The sequence below is a fragment of the Novosphingobium sp. BL-S-33 genome, assembly GCF_056857025.1.
The window spans coordinates 927,357-945,691 of the sequence record NZ_CM166474.1 but is presented as its reverse complement, the minus strand read 5'-3'; the positions used below and the strand labels follow the sequence as shown (position 1 = coordinate 945,691).

The window sequence follows — 18,335 nt, the reverse complement described above, 5'->3', positions numbered from 1 at the left end:
TGCGCCACGAACCAGCAGAAGCGGGATCCCCGCCTTCGCGGGGACGACGGAGTGCTTGGGTGCTGATTCTACGTTCGGACGATGGCCCCGTGTTCGAGCGTGGCGCCACACTTGCAGCGCCACGCTCCGGGGAAGCCCTTACCAGTCGAAAGCCTTGGGCAGATAAGTCCGGTCGAGATTCCGGTAACGCTGCTTCAGACGGCTCTGGTGATTGTCGAGCGGCTGTTTGACGCCATCGATGAACACCTCAAGCGGGGCCGAGGACAGTTCCAGCGGGTCGCCGTCCCAGATCACCACGTCACCCACGGCGCCGGGCGCCAGAACGCCCGCCTTTCCGCCCATGCCGCTGATCTCGGCCGGGACCGAGGTGATCGCCGCGAACGCCTCGCCCCAGGTCAGGCCCGCAGCGCCGGGCAGCTTGGCGAGAGCGACGAGGTTGCCCGCCTCCTGGGGTGCATAGCGCGGCTGGTTGGAGCCACTGAACATGCCGATGGCGACCTTCACGCCCGCCTTCTTCATGCGCCCGACGTTGGACTGCGTGGCCGCCAACGCCTCGAACGCCGAAGGCAGGTCACGCAGCGGCATCGTGATCACCGGCACTTTGGCGGCGGCGATCTCACTCGCGACCAGCCAGCCCTCGGTCGCCCCGACCAATACGAGGTCGAGCTTGGGGAACTCGCTCTTGAGCGCGAGCACGCTGCGGATGTCCGCCGCACGTTCGACGCCGACGTAGAGCGGCTGGCGGCCGTCGAGCACCGGCGCCAAAGCCACCGCATCGGCGTGAGTCAACATGGCGTCCGGGCTGCGCGCGGCATTCGGCGTGGCGGCAATGTCGCGCGCTTCGCGCAAGGCACTGCGCAGCGCGACATGCGCGGCAACCCGGCTACCACCAGCCAGCTTCGCACCGGCCTCGCCCAGTTGCACGTACTGGAAGGCCCGCGCCTTGGTGACCGCGTTCGGATCGGCGCCAAGGTCGATCAGCGCGCCCTGCCCGGCGAAGATCGAATCGCCGTTGGCGGGCGCGACGCTGGCGCGGGTGACACCCCCTTCGCGGCTAATCGCGATATGCTCGCTGGACGGGTTGATCGCCGGGCTCACGTCGAGCGCGGCGTTGAAGGGCGACTTGTCCGCCGCGCTGTCGTTGCTGTTGGAGACCGCCTCGACATCCCACAGGCCAAGGTCGGTAACGGCCGAGAACAGGCCCGGCGTCACCCACTTGCCGGTGCCGTCGATGGTCTGGACACCGGCGGGCACGGCGACGCCAGCCCCGGCCGCGACCACTTTGCCTCCGCGCACGACGACAGTGCCATGCTCGATCGGCGCGCCACCGTCGCCGGTGGCGACCGTGGCGTTGGTCACCGCGAAGTCCTGCGCGAAAGCGGCGGGAGCGAAGGCCGTTGCAGCCAGCGCCGCAAGGATCAGGGCGCGGCGGCTCATTTCACGTCTCCTTCACCGAGCTGGCCCAGCTCGAAATCGCTCACCGGGCGGCGCTTGGGATCCAGCGCGTCGAACATCAGGGCGCCGTCGATCCAAACCTTCTCCGGCCGGGAATAGACCGAGAGCGGGCTGCCGTTCCACAGCACCACGTCTGCCATCTTGCCGGCTTCGAGGCTGCCGGTCTTGTCTCCAATGCCCATCGACTTGGCGGCGTTGTAGGTGAACCAGCCCACCACCTTGGCGTCGGGAATGTCGATGCCGATACGGCGGCCGTCGGCCTGTGCCTTGGCGGCTTCCTGGTTGAGGCGCTGGATGCCGTTCTCGTCGTCCGAGTGGATCACCACACAAGTCCCCGCATTGGCGAGCAGCGCGGCGTTCTCGGGAATGGCGTCGTAGGCTTCCATCTTGAAGCCGTACCAGTCCGCCCAGACGGCAGCGCAGATGTCATTGTCGCGCAGCAGGTCGGCGATCTTGTAAGCTTCGACGGCGTGGTGGAAGGCCGTGACCTTGTAGCCCATTTCCTTGGCCATATCGATCACCTGCGCCATCTCGTCGGCGCGGTAGCAGTGGTTCTGGACGAGGATCTGGCCCTTCAGCACGCCTTCCAGCGTATCCTTGCCAAGATCCCGCTCAGAATGGTCGCCGTCCATGTAGTGGCGGGCATCGATCCAGGCCTGGCGGTCCACCGAGAAGTTGCCCATGCGGGTCGAGGGCTTCTGGCCCTTTTCGCCGTAGACGCGCTTGGGGTTCTCGCCGCAGGCCATCTTCAGCGCATAAGGCGCGCCGGGGAACTTCATGCCCTGCACGGTGATCGAGGGCACGTTCTTCAGCGTGACGGTACGCCCGCCCATGAGGTTGCCCGAGCCGGGCAGGATTTCTAGCGTGGTGACGCCGCCGTTGGCCAGAGCGCGGGTGAAGCCCGGGTCCTGCGGCCAGACCGAATGTTCGGCCCAGACGTCGGGGGTGGTCGGGTTGGTCATCTCGTTGCCGTCCGCCAGCGCATCGACCGCGGGCGAGGGGTAGACGCCGAGGTGCGAGTGGATGTCGATCACGCCGGGAGTCACGAACTTGCCCCGGCCGTCGATCCGCGTGTAGCCGTCCGGGATCGCCATGTCGGCGGCGCCGATGGCGACCAGCTTGCCGTCGCGGAACAGGACCACGCCGTTCTCGATCTTGCCGCCGCGCCCGTCATAGACGGTGGCACCGACCAATGCGGTGGGCGTGCCCGGATAGGCCTTGTAGGTGGAAGGATAGGGATCGGCGACGATGGGGGCCGCCTTTTTGTCGTCCTTCTTGGCGTCGGCGCTGTTGGCGCTGAGCGCAAGCGCCGTGCCCAGCACGAGCAGCGACGTCCAGCGCCGCAATCCCGGCGTTTTGGTCATGTGGATTCCCCTGTTTTGAAGCGTATTCGCGAAACCGGCCCGGAAACCTTGGTTTCCGGGCCGGTGGTAAGTGTCAGTTCGGCTTGAGCGTTGGGTGGATGCCGGCTTCCTGTGCCTCCAGCCCGAACTCGGAGGATCCCTCCAGTTCGATATCCTGCAGCGTGTCCACGTGCATCCAGCGCTTCACCAGCCGCGCGACGAGGATGACGGCAACGCCGATACCCACGACCCACCAGCCGATCGTGCCATAGATCGCCACGGTGCCCTCGCGGGTCATCGCACCGTGCTCGCCGCCGGTCGCCTGGCCGATCATGCCGGCCACGAAGTTGCCGCCTGCCGTGGCGAAGAACCACGCGCCCATGATGAAGCTGGCAAGGTGACGGGGGGCAAGGCGGTTCATCGCACTGAGGCCCACCGGCGAGAGGCAAAGCTCACCCAGCGTGTGGAACCAGTAGATCAGGAAGATGAAGAACACGCCGACCTTGGCGCCCGGCCCGGCAACGGCATCGCCCCAGACCAGCGACACGAAGCCGAGGCCGACGAGCACGAGGCCGTAGCCGAACTTCGCCGGAGCCGAAGGCTCCACCTGCTTGCGGCCGAGCGAACGCCACAGCCACGCCAGGATCGGCGCGAAAGTCACGATGAAGATCGGGTTGACCGCCTGGAACAGCGAGGTCGGCACGCCGCCGCGCTCCACGAAGCGGTCGGTGAACAGCGAGAGCGAACCGCCCGCCTGTTCGAACAGCCCCCAGAAGATCGGCTGGAACGCCAGCAGGAAGATGATCGCGAAGATGCGCTCGCGCGGTTCCTTCGGCATGCGGAACGCTTCGACCAGCATGTAGCCGAGCAGCGCCACGGCCGAGATCAGCAGCAGCGATCCGACCACCGCCTGGAACTGGATCAGCGCCCAGAGCACCGCGACCGAAGCCGTGCCGATGCCGTAGAAGGTCCATTCGCGGTTCTTGGTGAGCGGCATGGGCGGCTCGCCCCGGCCGCGCAGGGCGGGCTTGCCGACCATGAAGATGATCAGGCCGAGCACCATGCCGATGCCGGCAAGACCGAAGCCATAGCCCCAGCCGATCGTCTCGCCGAGGTAGCCGACCAGGATCGTGCCCAGCGCGGCGCCGGTGTTGATGCCCATGTAGAACAGCGAATAGGCGCCGTCGCGGCGCTCGTCGGTGAGGTTGTAGAGCTGACCGACGATCACCGAGATGTTCGCCTTCAGGAAGCCCGAGCCGACGATGATGAAGGCCAGAGCCAGCCAGAACACGTTGATCGTGGGATCGCTCTGCCCGCCGACACCCTCGAACGCCATCAGCACGTGGCCGAAGGCCAGCAGCACGCCGCCGAACAGCACGGCCTTGCGCTGGCCGAGGTAGCGGTCGGCCAGATAGCCGCCCAGCACCGGGGTGATGTAGACGAGGCTGGTGTAGGCGCCGTAGATCAGGTTCGCCTTGCCGTCATCAAACAGCCAATGTTTGGTGAGATAGAGGATGAGCAGGGCGCGCATCCCGTAGTACGAGAAGCGTTCCCACATTTCCGTGTAGAACAGCACGAACAGACCGCGCGGGTGGCCCACCACTTCCTGGCTCTTGCGCGAGGCGATGACGCCGCCGATCGCCAAAATGGCGAACAGCAGGATCGCGCCGATCGCGCCGACCCAGTCCCCCTCGTTCCAGGTTCCGATATCCTTCATGCGCCCTCTTGTGCTTTGTTCACGCCGACCCGTGGCGGTAAAAAAGCGGACGTTAACGGGCAAATCGGCGCTGTAAATGGGGCTGCGGCCGGGCGAAATGGCTCAGCTGAGCGGCGCAGGCCCGGCTGGAGCACCAAAAAGAACTCATCCGGTAGGAGCATTGCGCGAAAGCCCCGGCAGTGGCATTTTCTGGTTCAGAGCGATCCAAGTCACGCGAAATATTGTGATTCGGGCGTGGCCGCGGATTTTTTTCGGCTGGCTCTAGGGAAGGTGCGCGATGATCAGATCTGAACTGCTGCAAGCCCTTTCGAAGGAAAATCCCGAACTGCGCTCTGAAGACGTGGAGCGCGCTGTCGACACCTTTTTTGACGAGATCGCCCAGCGACTCGCCGATGGGGGCCGTGTGGAGCTTCGTGGATTCGGTGCTTTCTCCACGCGCCACCGCGAAAGCCGCAAGGGTCGCAATCCGCGAACCGGCGAAAGCGTGGAAGTGCCGGAAAAGCGCGTGCCCTATTTCAAGCCGGGCAAGGAAATGCGCGCGCGCCTGAACGTGCACTGAGGTCCGCAAACTCCGGCCCGGTCCGGATTTGCCCCGATTTGCACGGCCGTTCGGTGAGATAGCCGGCGCCACCAGCGCGCGGGCTGTTGCGCTGTGACGGCCCGTCCAATCGCTCTTTTCAGACAATCGTTGTCCCCGGATCCTGCTTTTACGCTGTTGCCCGGTGCGCCGCGATCTGCCAGATCGCCAGCGGCTGCGTGCACAGGCACGCTGTGCGGGCGTGGCGGAATGGTAGACGCCGGGGACTTAAAATCCCCTTGGGTATCCCAGTGCGGGTTCGAGTCCCGCCGCCCGCACCAGCCCCTGAACGGGACAGCCTCCCCCGGAATAGTCTTCACACTTCGGTAACCCGCGAATCGGTATTCTCGGTGACGTACCCGCTTGGCTCGCAACAGATATCGAATCCGACCGGTCTCAGGACCGATCGCGGTCGCTCACCTTCGCGCCGGCATGGCGGACGGATGGCGATTCGCCGGAATTCGGGCAGAACGATCGACAGGGGTGCACCACGACATGACTTATCCCGACCGCGTGCCGCCGGGCGCAGAGGCCGATATCGAACCATCGCCCGCACCCACCGGCCGGGCCCCTGACCAACGCGACCAGCCGCGATTCGCGCTGCTGCTGCGTCAGGCCAAGCTGATCGGAAACGGGCGCGAATATCTGTGCATCGTGCGCGACGTTTCCGAGAGCGGGGTCAAGCTCAAGCTCTTCCATGACCTTCCCGTCGCCGACGATTACGCGCTTGAAATCACCACCGGAGAGCGCTTTCCGATGGAACAGGTGTGGGAAGAAGGCGGTGAGGCCGGTTTCCGTTTCGTCGGCCCGGTCGATCTGATCCGCTTCATTGCCGAGGCCGGCCCCTTCCCCAAGCGCCCGGTACGCCTGCGGGTCGATCATCCCGCGGTGATCGCCTTTGCCGGACAGGACTATCCCGCCACGATTCGCGATCTTTCGCGGCAAGGGGCCGGAATCGAAACCGATCAGATGCTCGCGATAGGCCAGAGGCTGCGGCTTTCCGCCAGCGAGTTGCCGGGCTTCGATGCCACCGTCTGCTGGCGTCGGCATCCGGACTATGGCCTGGTCTTCGGCCAGCTCCTGAGTCTGGAGCAATTGGCCCTGCGCACCTCGCGCATGCAGGTCGCGGTACCGGCAACCAAGGATTCCGCCGCGCCGGAGGATTGAGTCGCGCTCAGCCGGGGCGGAACGCCATGGCCACGCCGTTCATGCAATAGCGCTTGCCGGTCGGCGGCGGCCCGTCGTCGAAGACATGGCCGAGATGCCCGCCGCAACGCGCGCAGTGCACCTCGGTTCGGGGGACGCCGATCATATAGTCGGTCGACATCTCCACCGCGCCGGGCAGCGGCTTCCAGAAACTGGGCCAGCCGGTGTGGCTGTCAAACTTGGTGGCAGAGGAGAACAGCGGATTGCCATCGGCGGCACAAAGGAATGTGCCTTTGCGGTGCTCGCTATCGAGCGGCGAGGAGAAGGACGCTTCGGTCCCCGCCTCACGCAGCACGTGGAACTGCGCGGGCGTCAGCCGCCGCCGCCAGTCCGCCGTGCTGTAGCTGACGGGATAGTTCTTCGCCTCGGCCGGGTCGATGCCGCAGGCGGCAAGCACCGGCATCGCGGCGCCCACCCCCAGCCAGCCCAGAATCTCGCGGCGCGTCGATCGAATCGGCATCGAAGCTCTCCCGGCAACCAGTCCTCTACTCCCAGTTCGCCGTGCGCTCCCGTCCGGTTACACGGCTTCCGCGGCGCGGCGGGCCTTTGTGCGCTTGCCCGCGCGCGCCGGTCCCGATTTCATCACCCGCGAGCGGAACAGCCGCGCGCCGATCCGCACCAACACGACGACCCACAGCGCCTGCCAGCCGATGGCCAGCACATGCGGCAGGATCGCCGGATCCTGCGCCCCCCGCGCCAGCATCGCGAAGGGCGAGCTGAACGGGAAGATCAGGGCAGCGGTCTCGACCGTACTGCCGGGCTGGGTCATTGCGAAGCTGGCGAAGAAGAACACCATCAATTGCAGCATCGTCACCGGCATCGACAGGGTCTGCACCTCACGCACGGTGGTCGCCATCGAACCGATCGACAGGAACACCGAGCCGAGCAACAGATAGGCCATCGCGAAATAGACCACGCCCAGCCCGATCAGCATCGGCCAGCCCACCGCCGGTTCGGCCAGATGCGGCAGGTGCGATCCGCCCAGCAGGAACACCAGCGATCCCGCCGCCGCCCAGGTGCCGATGCCCACCAGCGAGACACCCAGCATCGCGAAAAGCTTGCCGAAGAACACCGAATCCATCGGAATCGCGGCAGCCAGCACCTCAATGATCTTGTTGCCCTTTTCCTCAACAAGGTTGGACAGGACCATGCCCGCCAGCATCATCGTCAGCAGGAACAGCATCATCTGCGCGCTCTGCGCGGTGGTCAGGCGGCCCCGGCGCTCGCCCGCCGAACTCGTCGCCACGGGTTGCAGCGCGATCTCCGGATAGGCGATCACGTGACCCGAGCGGGCCTGCACCGCCAGCATCGAGACCGGACCGCGCCAGTTGCCGATCAGCCCATCGGGGCCGGTCAGGACCGGTTCGGCCAGCGTGCCCGTAAGGACGGCAGCGACGCCCTTTTTCCCCGCCAGCGCCGCGCGGGCGTCGAACGTCTGGCCGGGCGCCAGCTTTTGCAGCACGATCAGATTGGGTATCGCATCGCCCAGCGCCGGGACGAGCCGCGCCCTTGCGGCACTGAGAGCATCGACATCGGCGGCGCTCATCGCCACGCCAAGGCCCGGCTGCTCCGCGCTCGCCTGCACGCGCGCGCCGACACTGCCGGCCAAAGCGCCGACGATCACCGGGAACAGCGGCCCCAGCAGGAAGAAGAAGAAGCTGCGGCTGAACAGGATCGCCGTGAAATCGCGCCGGGCCACCACCCAGGCGGCGGCAAGGACCGAGAGGCGGCCCGTACGAATGCCAGTGCGGGTCTTGTCGCTCATCGGGCCTGCTCCTGTTCGGGGCTTTCTTCCAGCGCCCTCGCCGCTGCCTCACCGGCAATGGCCACAAAGGCATCGTGCAGCCCCGCGCGCTCGATGGAGAGCGAGAGGATTCCCGCATCGCCCTCGATCAGCGCGCGCAGCAGCGGCTCGACACCGGCTTCGGGCAGCGAGAAGTTCCAGAACGCGCCCTCACGCCGCAGGTCGGCGGGAAGCGCAGCCCGCCACGGACCGTCCTCGGCGCGGGTTTCCAGCCGGACTTGCGGGCGAATGCGATCGCGCGCGACGTCGACTGGGCCCGCGAAAGGCACTTTGCCGCCGGCGATGATCGCCACATCGTCGCACAGCCGCTCGGCATGGGCGATGACGTGGGTGGAGAAGATCACCGTCGTCCCCTCCTCCGCCAGCCCGCGCATCATCTTTTCGAGCTTGCCCTGATTCAGCGCGTCGAGGCCCGAGAAGGGCTCATCGAAAATCACGAGTCGCGGGCGGTGGACCAGCGTGCCCAGAATCTGCACCTGCTGCGCCATGCCTTTGGAAAGTTGGCGAATCTGCCGGTCCGCCGCATAGCCGAGGCCGTGGCGTTCGAGCAGTTCGTGCGCGCGCTTGCGCCCTTCCTTCAGCGGCAGGCCCCGCAGCGAGCCGAGGAATGCGATCGCCTCGGTCGCCTTCATCGCCGGATAGAGACCACGCTCCTCGGGCAGGTAGCCGATGGCATGGGCCACGTCGTGCGGCCGCTCCGCGCCCAGAATCCGGCGAGTTCCCTCGTCCGGATCGATGATGCCGAGCAGCATGCGCAAGGTCGTCGTCTTGCCCGCGCCGTTGGGGCCAAGGATGCCGTAGACCGCGCCCACCGGCACCTGAAGGTCCACCCCGTCGACCGCGGTGAACCCGTCGAAGCGCTTCACGAGGCCGCGCGCCTCGATCGCGAGAGGCCGCCCGTCGGCCTGACCTCCCTCATTGCTGGCCAAGGGCCAATCTCCTAGTGCGATGTTCATGGAGGCCATTTATCCTCATGCCGTGAACCGGAGCATCCGCAAGCTTGGTTAACAACCCGATAAGTGAAGTGCCCCCCCTGAGCCTATTGGCGGGGGACCTTGAAGCGCAAGCCCGCGCGCTGGGTTTCTGCGCCTTCGGCATAGCGGGAGCGGAAGAGGATCCCGCCCGTGCGGCCCGACTCGATTCGTGGCTGGCAGAGGGCATGCACGGCTCCATGGAGTGGATGGCCGACCGCGCCCACCACCGCCGCTCGCCGCAAGGGCTCTGGCCCGAATCGCGGCGGGTCATCGCGCTGGGCATGAGCTATGCGCCCGCCGCCGATCCCCTCGCGCTGGCCGGTACGCCCGAAGTGGGCCGGATCTCGGTCTATTCGCAAGGCGCGGACTATCACGACGTGGTCAAGAAGGCGCTCAAGCACCTCGCCCGCTGGCTGGTCGAAGAGGCCCGCAAGCGCGGTTTCGGGGAGGCCGGGGTCAAAGTCTTCACCGATACCGCGCCGGTCATGGAAAAGCCGCTGGCGGCCGAGGCCGGGCTCGGCTGGCAGGGCAAGCACACCAATGTGGTCAGCCGCGAGCACGGCTCATGGCTGTTCCTGGGCGAGATCTGCACAACGCTGGACCTGCCGCTCTCCACCCCCGGCCGCGACCGCTGCGGATCGTGCCGCGCCTGTCAGGATGCCTGCCCGACCGGCGCTTTTCCCGCACCCTACCGTCTCGATGCGCGGCGCTGCGTCAGCTATCTGACGATCGAGCACAAGGGGCCGATACCGGAGGAATTCCGCGCTGCGCTGGGCAATCGCATCTACGGCTGCGACGATTGTCTGGCGGTCTGCCCGTGGAACAAATTCGCGGAGACCGCGCATACGATGAAGGCATTCCTGCCGCGCGCCGAACTCACCGCGCCGGAACTCGCGGACCTGCTGGTGCTGGACGATGCGGGGTTTCGGAAGCTGTTTTCCGGCTCGCCGATCAAGCGGATCGGCCGCAATCGCTTCGTGCGCAATTGTCTCTATGCGGCGGGGAACAGCGGGCGGGCGGCGCTATTGCCGGTGGTGGAGGCGTTGCTGGGCGACGCCGACGAGGCGGTTGCCGATGCGGCCGTTTGGGCTGCCGGAGAATTGACGAGGACCTAGAAATTCCTCCCCTGCAAGGGGAGGTGGCAGCCCGTCAGGGCTGACGGAGGGGTGTAACGCTCTCGGCGAGGCGCTCGGCTGAAAGGCTGACACCCCTCCACCACCCTTCGGGCGGTCCCCCTCCCCTTGCAGGGGAGGAACAGGACGCCCCCGATCCGCGCCTTAAACCTTCGCCCCTTCCAAAGCCCCCATCGCCAGCTCCAGCGACCGCATCTGCGCATCCGGATCGAACATCGCGCCCGAGACGATCAGTTCGTCCGCCTGCGTCCGATCACGGAAGGCAAGAATCTCATCCCGCACCCGCGCCGGAGTGCCGACGGCGCTGACCGAGCGGACCTGTTCCAGCATCGCCCGCGCCGATCCCGGCAGACCGGCGCGATAGTCGCGGATCGGCGGCGGCAGGCGGCCTGGCGTACCGGTGCGCAGCGCCACGAAGCTCTGGTCGGTGGACGAGGCGAGGTAATGCGCCTCCTCGTCGGTATCCGCCGCGAAGGCGTTGATCGCGGCCATGAAGTGCGGCTTGTCGAGCCCTTTCCCCGGCTGGAACCGCTCGCGATAGATCCGTCCGGCCTCGTCCAGCATGGCAGGCGCGAAGTGCGAGGCGAAGGCATAGGGCAGGCCGAGCATGGCAGCCAGTTGCGCGCCGAACAGGCTGGACCCGAGAATCCACATCTCGACCTCTGCGCCGTCGGCCTGCGGTGCGGAAACGCCGCCCACTGCCTGCCCGGCGAAGCGCGCCTGCAATTCGACCACGTCCTGCGGGAAGCGCTCCGATGCACCGACGATGTCCTTGCGCAAGGCATTGGCCAATCGCCCATCGGCCCCCGCCGCGCGCCCGAGGCCAAGGTCGACCCGGCCCGGGAACAGCGCCGCAAGCGTGCCGAACTGCTCGGCGATCACATAGGGCGTGTGGTTGGGCAGCATGATGCCGCCCGCGCCGATGCGGATGGTCGAGGTGGCCGCGCCGACATGCGCGAGCACGACCGAAGTGGCCCCGCCGGCAATGCCGTCCATGCCGTGGTGCTCAGCCACCCAGAAGCGCTTGTAGCCCGCTTTTTCAGCAACTTGTGCCGTACGAGCGGAAATCGCCAGCGCTTCGGCAACGGTGCCGCCTTCGCGAACCGTAACGAGATCGAGGACCGAAAGTGGGATCATGGATGGCCTTTCGCTTCGGGGCCGAGCTGAGCAAGGTAGCCCTTGGCGGTTGCCGCCTGCGGGCTGTTGGGGCTGGTGGCGACCACCGAATTCCAGCTGCGCCGCGCCGCCTCGTCGCGGCCCGCCAGCACGGCGATAACGCCTGCCTCCAGCCCGACTTCGGGATCCTGCGGGGCGAGTTCGGCGGCTTTCTCGATCTGGGTCTGGGCTTCGGCCAGCTTGTTCTGGCGGCGCGACAGCGTAGCCGAAAGCAGCCAGACCTGCGGATCGCCGGGCGCGGCCGTGCGGGCATCGGCCAGCGCGGTCCCCGCTTCGTCCAGCTGATTCAGCGCGACCAGCGCGCGCGAGCGGTCGAGCGAGATAGAGGCGAGCAGGGCATTGTCCTCCGCCGCCTTGGCATCGGCGACGGCGGGCGCGAGGATGGACAGCGCCTCCCCCGGTTTGCCGCCGCCCAGCGCGGCATTTCCCGCCATGGCGCCAAGGCGCGCGCGGCTCACATGGTCTTCGAGATCGGCGGCATCGCGCGCCTGGATGAAGGCGGTGCGTGCCTCGTCCCAGCGGTCCAGCGCGGCCAGCGCGGCGCCCAGGCACAGCCCGGCGCGGACGCGCGTGCGGCCCTGCGCCTCGTTCATCGCCTGCCGGGCGACCTCGGCCGAGTGCGCGGGGTCCGATTCGACCGCGAGCATGCAGCCTTCGTTCGACTCCGGAACCGCCGGGCCAGCGGCGGCGGCGGCATCGGCCGCCTGCTCGGCCCGGCGCTTGCGGTCCTCCTCATTCTTCTTGTCGACAATCTCACGCGGGAGCGCCGAAGAATACGGGCTGTTGATGCCGCTCGGATCGAAATTGGCTTGCATCAGCATGAGGGGGAGCAGGACGGGCATGGGATGGTCTCCGGATCAGGCCGCCGGGGCTCGGGAAAGGACCAGTTCGGCCACGCTGCGCAGCAGGACATGGACGTCGGATTCGCGCGAGAGACGGTGATCGCCGTCCTTGATGAGAATGACCTGCACCTCGGATGAACGCAGCTTTTCGGCCAGACGCAGCGAAATCTCCCAGGGCACATCGGGATCGCCCTGGCCGTGCAGCAGGCGGACCGGGCCGTCGAAGGCGATTTGCCGCTCCAACATGAGGTTAGCCTGTCCGTCCGCCCAGAAGCCGGGATGCGTGGGCGTGGGTTCGGGGCCGTAAGGATTGTCTTCCCAGATCGTCTCGCCATCGGCCAGCACGTTCTTGTCCATCTGGGCCACGCCCCAGTCGGTGAAGTCCGGCGCGGCGGCCACGCCGACCAGCCCCTTCACCCGGTCCGGCAGCGCCTCGGCCACCATCAGCATCAGCCAGCCGCCCATCGACGAGCCGACCAGCACCACTTCCCCCAGCCCCGCTGCGGCGATCAGCGCGAGCACTTCGTCCCGCCAGCGGCTGAGCGTGCCATCGGCGAAATCGCCCGGACTCTCCCCGCAGCCCGAATAGTCGAGCAGCAGACAGGCGCGGCCGCTGGCGACCGCCATGTCGAACAGCGCGGTAGCCTTGCTGCCGGTCATGTCGGACATGTAGCCGGGCAGGAAGATGAGAGTGGGGCCGACGCCGGGAGTGAAACGATGGGCGATGCGGCGCCCGTCGGGCATTTCGTGGAAACGGATTTCGGTCATGCCCGCGATTGTGGGGGTGCGGCCGGGGGACGGCAAGGGGTGAGGAGGGGAAAGATGCCGGAGAGTGGGTGAAGGTTCAGCTTGGGCGGCAGGCCTGCATGAGTTCGCCCCAATAACCTCCCGTCGCCGCCGCGAAGGCGGGGGCCCCGCTTCCTTCTTTCCACGCCGCAAGAAAAGCGGGGTCCCCGCCTTCGCGGGGACGACGAGGTTTGATTGTCTCGTGTCAGCGTGCGGAGATCCGTCCTTTGACCACACCCTCTCCGGGGCGCACCGATACCAGACGGTTGCCGCGCCCCCCGTGCAGCGCGTAAGGCATTCCGCAAGCGCCCGTTTCAGGATCCCGCCGCACGATGTCCGCGCAGATACTCGATTTTCCCACGAGACCGAGCCGGCTGGCCCTGCGGCTGGAATGGTTCGCCACCGAACGCTCGGTCCTGCTGGCGATCTGGGCGGTCTATTTCGCGCTGCGGGTCGCCGTGCTGTTCGTGGACGTGACGCCCAGCTCGGACGCGCAGTGGTATGCCCTGCGCGCGGCGGGCATGGCCTCGGGCGCCGGATACCTCAGCGATCTGGGCCAGCCGACCGCGTTCTGGCCGCCGGGTTGGCCGCTGGCGCTGGGCTTTGCGTTCAGCCAGTTCGGCGTCTCTCCGGTGACGCTGGGGATCTTCAATCTGGTGTCCGCGCTACTGATCGGGCTGCTGACGCTCGCACTGGGCCGCCGCCTGTTCGCGAGCGAGGGCGCGGCGCGGCTGGGGCTGCTGTTGCTGGCGATCTATCCCAATGCCATCGCCTATGTGCCGCTGGCGCTGACCGAGGTGTTCTACACGCTGCTGCTGATGGCCGCATGCTGGGCCGTGATCGCGCGCGAGAACCGCCTGCAACTGATCGGTGCCGGGCTGGTGTTCGGCTTCGCGACGCTGGTGAAGGCGCAGACTCTGGTCGCTGTGCCGCTGATCTTCCTGGTCGACTGGCTGCGGATGAAGCCGATGGGCAAGCGCCTGCCCGGGCTGGTGGTGGACGCCATGGTGGTCCTCGCCGCAGCGGCGCTGGTGGTCGCGCCGTGGGCCGTGCGCAACCGGGTGCAGATGGGCCACTGGATCGCGATCTCGACCAACGACGGCTATACCCTGCTCACCGGCAATCACGACGGCGCGAACGGCGACTATTCGCCCAATGCGCCAGTGGTGAGAGCGCTGATGGCCCGCACCGACCTCGATGAAACGGCGCGCGATGCCGAGGCGCGGCGGCTGGCCTTCGGCTGGATCGCCGATCACCCGCACGAATTCCTCGCCCTCGCCCCGCAGAAACTGGCAAGGCTGTGGCTGCCCGATGGCGAGGCCGAGTGGGCCTATCAGGCCGGAGCGCCCAGCTATGCCCGGCTGCCCGCCGTGTACCGCGCGCTGCGCTGGGTGAATCAGGGCTATTACCTGCTGCTGATGCTGGGCTTCGCGCTTGCCTTCGTGGTGATGACAGTGCGGCGGCTGCACGACCGGACGCGCTGGGCGGGCTGGTGGCTGCTGCCTTATGCCCTTGCGCTCTATCCGACGGCGATCAGTCTGGTGTTCTCGGGCCAGTCGCGGTTCCACTACCCGATCATGCCGTTCGTGTGCATGGCGGCGGGGTGGCTGGTGGTGGCGTCGCTGGAGCGGCTAGCCTGGCGCCGCCGCAAGGTGACGCTGCACTAAGTCAGAGCAGTGTCGGGCCGATCACGCGGACAATGACGGTAGTGGCCGCCGGAGGGCCGCTCTGGGCCGTTTCGCGACGACCGGCAGCGCTTTCGTGCAGCATCCCGAGGGCAAACGCCACCGCGAGCGCGACCGCAGCCCAAGTGCCGATTTTGCGCGGATCGGGCCGCCCGAGCATCGCCATCACCCCTTCTGGAAAACCTCTTCGATACGCATATCAAATAGTTCGGCGATCCGAAATGCCAGCGGTAGCGAGGGATCGTATTTGCCGGTTTCGATGGCGTTCACGCTCTGACGGCTGACCTCCAGCCGCTCGGCAAGGTCCTGCTGGCTCCAGCCGCGCTCCGCGCGCAGGACCTTGAGGCGGTTCTTCATGTCGACTGTGCCCCGCCGAAACGGAAGCGGTTCACCAACATGCCCAACAACAGCCCAACCGCCCACAGAGGAAACACAAAAAACACCGGCAGCTTAGGTACTTGGGGCGAAAACAATTCAAGGATGCCCCAAACACTACAAACGCCCAATGTGAGGCCCGTGGCGACAAGGAATTTGCGGACTTCCAGCATCCGCAGATATTCGTCATCAAGCTCGACCAGCAGGCGGCCCATGGCCCAGATCCAACCGACTATCGCCAGCCCCGGCAACAGCGCCAAGCCCACCGTTCGCGCATCGGCGGGTGCGCCATTGGGGATCAGTCGGGTCGCCAGCGCTATGGCACACACGTACAGCAGGCTCAGCGGCTGCATGCGCCGGACGTAACGGCGATAGGCCGGATTTTTGCGATGCGAGGTCATGTCCCATGCTCCGTTCGACGTGATGTAAGGGGAACTGTCACGGCCTTCCGGCCCGCAATCGCTGGACGAGGCCCCAGGTGCTTTGCGTCACCACCCAGACCACCGCGATCCAGTAATTGGCAATCGGCCGCATCCCGCCCAGTTCGCTGAGGAAGCCCCAGATCACCGCGCAGCACATCGCCACCGTCGTCGCGACGAGGATCTGGCGCATGACCATCAGGCGTATGTATTCGTCGCTTTCTTCGGAGAGATAGCGCGCGAAATTGAGGAAGATCGCGATCAGCGGCAGCGCCGGGACCAGCGAGAGCAGAGCCAGCCACGGCTGCTCCAGCGGATAGGCGTTAGCATGCGCGTGCAGCCAGACGATCGGCGGCAGCACCAGCGCATAGACGGCAAGAGCCGCCAGCGACCGGCGATTGTGCCGCCGCTGGGCCGGGGTGAACGCGGCCGAATGCGAGGATGCGGGCCTTGTCATGGAACGACTCCATTCGAATCGCCATCACCGGGATGACAAGCTCACTTTACATCGATGCTGAATGAAATGACAAGCTTACTTTACAAAATGACGTGCGTCCTTTCCATGGCCGATGCGGGGTGACTTTTCCGCCGACTATCGCTACATCACGCCGCGATGACGCAACTGCGCACCACCTCGACCACTACTACCACCCGGGGCCCCCGGGGACGGTTGGTCGCGGCCTGATCGCGCTGCCACCGTCGCCCGGGGTTCGGGCGAGCGGCGTCACTCTCCCGAATTCGGCCAAAATAGCGGCGCCAGAGCTTCACCCGCGCGCGCGCCTGTGCCATGGGCCCAGGTAATCCCAAGCGCCGCTGGAAACCGGAAAGACGAGTTCGATGTCCGAGATGTTCAAGATCAGCCTGCCCGACGGTTCGGTCCGCGAAATGCCGCAGGGCTCCACGCCCGCCGACGTCGCCGCCGCCATCGGCCCCGGCCTTGCCAAGGCCGCGCTTGCCGCGAAGATCGACGGCGAGCTGGTCGACCTGAGCCTGCCTTTCACCGGCGACGCCAATCTCGCGCTGGTGACCAGCCGCGACGAGGCTGAGGCGCTGGACCTTGCCCGCCACGATTTCGCGCACGTCCTGGCCGAAGCGGTGCAGGCGCTGTTCCCCGGCACGCAGATCACCTTTGGCCCTTCGACGGACGATGGTTTCTACTACGACTTCGCCCCGAATCCGGAGCGCGGGCCGTTCACTGATGACGACCTTCCGGCCATCGAGGCCGAAATGCGCAAGATCATCGCGGCCGACAAGCCGCTGCGCCGCGAGGTCTGGGACCGCGAGACGCTGATCAGCCGCTGGAAGCAGCAGGGCGAGAACTTCAAGGCCGAATGGGCCGCCGAACTGCCGGGCGACGAGCCGCTGACCGTCTACTGGTCGGGCGAGGACTGGCTGGACATGTGCCGCGGGCCCCACCTGCCCTCGACCGGCAAGCTGGACCCCGCCGCCTTCAAGCTGACGCGCGTTTCCGGCGCCTACTGGCGCGGCGACCAGAAGAACGCGATGCTTTCGCGCATCTACGGCACCGGCTGGCTGAACAAGAAGCAGCTGGCCGCCCACCTCACGCGCCTTGAGGAAGCCGCCAAGCGCGACCACCGCAAGCTCGGCAACGAGATGGACCTGTTCCACCTCCAGCAGGAAGCGCACGGTTCGGTGTTCTGGCACCCCAAGGGCTACCTGATCTGGCGCGAGCTGGAAGCCTACATGCGCCGCGCCATCGACGGCGCCGGCTACCGCGAGGTGAAGACCCCGCAGGTGATGGACGCGCGCCAGTGGGAGCAGTCCGGCCACTGGGGCAAGTACCGCGAGAACATGTTCGTCATCCCCGACGAAGTGCCCAACGTCGAGGACGAAGGCCCGATCGTGTCCGACGCGGCCGAGTGGATGGCGCTGAAGCCGATGAACTGCCCGGCGCATGTGCTGATCTTCCGCCAGGGCATCAAGTCCTACCGCGATCTGCCGCTGCGCCTCTATGAGAACGGCTGCTGCCACCGCAACGAGCCGCATGGCGCGCTGCATGGCCTGATGCGCGTGCGCCAGTTCACGCAGGACGATGCGCATATCTTCTGCCGCGAAGACCAGATCGTCAGCGAAGTGCAGGCGTTCTGCGAACTGGCCGACCGCGTCTACAAGCATTTCGGCTTCACTTACGCGATCAAGCTCGCCCTGCGTCCCGACAATCGCTTCGGCACCGAGGAGATGTGGGACAAGGCCGAGGACGAGCTGCGCAACGCCGTCGTCAACGCCGGCCTCGCCACCGAGGAATACGGCTGGGAAGAACTCCCCGGCGAAGGCGCGTTCTATGCGCCGAAGCTGGAATGGCACCTGACCGACGCCATCGGCCGCACCTGGCAGGTGGGCACGATCCAGTCCGACCGCGTGCTGCCCGAGCGTCTCGACGCCAGCTACATCGGCGAGGACGGCGACCGTCACCGCCCGGTCATGCTGCACCGCGCGATCTTCGGTTCGTACGAGCGCTTCATCGGCATCCTGATCGAGCACTTCGCCGGCAAGCTGCCGGTCTGGCTCGCCCCGGTCCAGGCCGTGGTGACGACGATCGTCTCCGATGCCGACGGCTATGCGCAGGAAGTCTCGCAGAAGCTCAAGGCCGCCGGCGTGCGCGTCGAGACCGACCTGCGCAACGAGAAGATCAACTACAAGGTGCGCGACCATTCGATGAAGAAGGTCCCGCATCTGCTGGTGGTCGGCAAGCGCGAGGCCGAGGAAGGGACTGTCGCCATCCGTACGCTGGGCGCCGAGCACCAGAAGGTCATGACCCTCGACGAGGCGATTGCCATGCTCAAGGCCGAGGCCACCGCGCCCGACCTGCTGTGATGACCGGG

Annotated in this window: 18 protein-coding genes and 1 tRNA gene; 6 read left to right on the top strand and 13 right to left on the bottom strand. The window is 66.7% G+C overall.

The annotated features are described in order from the left end of the window. Positions 1-138: 138 nt before the first annotated feature. The 3 genes from AC1VVM_RS04455 to AC1VVM_RS04445 all read right to left on the bottom strand — a co-directional run bounded on the left by AC1VVM_RS04455 (position 139) and on the right by AC1VVM_RS04445 (position 4,515). On the bottom strand, positions 139-1,437 hold the full coding sequence (locus AC1VVM_RS04455; protein WP_482902908.1) for an amidohydrolase family protein: 1,299 nt from the start codon (positions 1,435-1,437) through the stop codon (positions 139-141). Next, positions 1,434-2,819, bottom strand: a complete 1,386-nt coding sequence (locus AC1VVM_RS04450) for an amidohydrolase (protein ID WP_482955934.1) — start codon at positions 2,817-2,819, stop codon at positions 1,434-1,436. The genes AC1VVM_RS04455 and AC1VVM_RS04450 overlap by 4 nt, the downstream gene beginning before the upstream one ends. 73 nt (positions 2,820-2,892) lie before the next feature. Further along, positions 2,893-4,515: a peptide MFS transporter gene (locus AC1VVM_RS04445; protein WP_132387835.1), complete on the bottom strand. Its 1,623-nt coding sequence runs from the start codon at positions 4,513-4,515 to the stop codon at positions 2,893-2,895. A gap of 277 nt (positions 4,516-4,792) precedes the next feature. Between AC1VVM_RS04445 and AC1VVM_RS04440 the strand changes: the two genes are divergently transcribed. The 3 genes from AC1VVM_RS04440 to AC1VVM_RS04430 all read left to right on the top strand — a co-directional run bounded on the left by AC1VVM_RS04440 (position 4,793) and on the right by AC1VVM_RS04430 (position 6,259). Then, positions 4,793-5,074, top strand: a complete 282-nt coding sequence (locus tag AC1VVM_RS04440) for an integration host factor subunit beta (RefSeq protein WP_132387833.1) — start codon at positions 4,793-4,795, stop codon at positions 5,072-5,074. 214 nt (positions 5,075-5,288) lie between these two features. After that, positions 5,289-5,373 (top strand) — tRNA-Leu (locus AC1VVM_RS04435). A gap of 214 nt (positions 5,374-5,587) precedes the next feature. After that, positions 5,588-6,259: a PilZ domain-containing protein gene (locus AC1VVM_RS04430; protein WP_482902906.1), complete on the top strand. Its 672-nt coding sequence runs from the start codon at positions 5,588-5,590 to the stop codon at positions 6,257-6,259. A gap of 7 nt (positions 6,260-6,266) precedes the next feature. On the opposite strand, the gene msrB is transcribed toward AC1VVM_RS04430, so the two are convergent. Genes msrB through AC1VVM_RS04415 form a run of 3 tightly spaced genes read right to left on the bottom strand, consistent with a single transcriptional unit; the run spans position 6,267 to position 9,058 of the window. Further along, on the bottom strand, positions 6,267-6,758 hold the full coding sequence (msrB, locus tag AC1VVM_RS04425) for a peptide-methionine (R)-S-oxide reductase MsrB (protein ID WP_482902905.1): 492 nt from the start codon (positions 6,756-6,758) through the stop codon (positions 6,267-6,269). A gap of 57 nt (positions 6,759-6,815) precedes the next feature. Beyond that, complete coding sequence (locus tag AC1VVM_RS04420; protein WP_482902904.1) at positions 6,816-8,063, bottom strand: ABC transporter permease; 1,248 nt, start codon at positions 8,061-8,063, stop codon at positions 6,816-6,818. Next, entirely contained in the window at positions 8,060-9,058 is a 999-nt protein-coding gene (locus tag AC1VVM_RS04415; protein WP_482902903.1) for an ABC transporter ATP-binding protein, read from the bottom strand. The genes AC1VVM_RS04420 and AC1VVM_RS04415 overlap by 4 nt, the downstream gene beginning before the upstream one ends. A 68-nt stretch (positions 9,059-9,126) precedes the next feature. Between AC1VVM_RS04415 and queG the strand changes: the two genes are divergently transcribed. Beyond that, positions 9,127-10,191, top strand: coding sequence for a tRNA epoxyqueuosine(34) reductase QueG (gene queG / locus AC1VVM_RS04410; protein ID WP_482955933.1), 1,065 nt, complete (start codon positions 9,127-9,129; stop codon positions 10,189-10,191). Between the two features lie 162 nt (positions 10,192-10,353). Here queG and AC1VVM_RS04405 read toward each other — a convergent pair whose 3' ends face one another. The 3 genes from AC1VVM_RS04405 to AC1VVM_RS04395 are packed head-to-tail and all read right to left on the bottom strand — an operon-like array spanning position 10,354 to position 12,995. Further along, positions 10,354-11,346, bottom strand: coding sequence for an LLM class flavin-dependent oxidoreductase (locus tag AC1VVM_RS04405; RefSeq protein WP_482955932.1), 993 nt, complete (start codon positions 11,344-11,346; stop codon positions 10,354-10,356). After that, the gene (locus AC1VVM_RS04400; RefSeq protein ID WP_482902900.1) at positions 11,343-12,227 is read right to left on the bottom strand and encodes a tetratricopeptide repeat protein; all 885 of its coding nucleotides are present in this window, start codon (positions 12,225-12,227) and stop codon (positions 11,343-11,345) included. The genes AC1VVM_RS04405 and AC1VVM_RS04400 overlap by 4 nt, the downstream gene beginning before the upstream one ends. A 15-nt stretch (positions 12,228-12,242) precedes the next feature. Beyond that, entirely contained in the window at positions 12,243-12,995 is a 753-nt protein-coding gene (locus tag AC1VVM_RS04395) for an alpha/beta fold hydrolase (RefSeq protein ID WP_482955931.1), read from the bottom strand. Between the two features lie 350 nt (positions 12,996-13,345). On the opposite strand from AC1VVM_RS04395, the gene AC1VVM_RS04390 reads away from it, so the two are divergent. Beyond that, entirely contained in the window at positions 13,346-14,680 is a 1,335-nt protein-coding gene (locus AC1VVM_RS04390; protein ID WP_482902898.1) for a glycosyl transferase, read from the top strand. Position 14,681: 1 nt separating this feature from the next. Here the strand turns inward: AC1VVM_RS04390 and AC1VVM_RS04385 are convergent, their stop codons facing one another. The 4 genes from AC1VVM_RS04385 to AC1VVM_RS04370 are packed head-to-tail and all read right to left on the bottom strand — an operon-like array spanning position 14,682 to position 15,949. Continuing rightward, positions 14,682-14,864, bottom strand: a complete 183-nt coding sequence (locus AC1VVM_RS04385; protein WP_482902897.1) for a hypothetical protein — start codon at positions 14,862-14,864, stop codon at positions 14,682-14,684. After that, positions 14,864-15,055, bottom strand: coding sequence for a helix-turn-helix transcriptional regulator (locus tag AC1VVM_RS04380; RefSeq protein WP_482902896.1), 192 nt, complete (start codon positions 15,053-15,055; stop codon positions 14,864-14,866). Before AC1VVM_RS04380 ends, AC1VVM_RS04385 begins: the two co-directional genes overlap by 1 nt. Then, the gene (locus tag AC1VVM_RS04375) at positions 15,052-15,474 is read right to left on the bottom strand and encodes a hypothetical protein (protein WP_482902895.1); all 423 of its coding nucleotides are present in this window, start codon (positions 15,472-15,474) and stop codon (positions 15,052-15,054) included. The genes AC1VVM_RS04380 and AC1VVM_RS04375 overlap by 4 nt, the downstream gene beginning before the upstream one ends. A gap of 37 nt (positions 15,475-15,511) precedes the next feature. After that, positions 15,512-15,949, bottom strand: a complete 438-nt coding sequence (locus tag AC1VVM_RS04370; protein WP_482955930.1) for a hypothetical protein — start codon at positions 15,947-15,949, stop codon at positions 15,512-15,514. Between the two features lie 380 nt (positions 15,950-16,329). Between AC1VVM_RS04370 and thrS the strand changes: the two genes are divergently transcribed. Next, positions 16,330-18,327, top strand: a complete 1,998-nt coding sequence (gene thrS / locus AC1VVM_RS04365) for a threonine--tRNA ligase (RefSeq protein WP_132387810.1) — start codon at positions 16,330-16,332, stop codon at positions 18,325-18,327. Positions 18,328-18,335 lie beyond the last annotated feature (8 nt).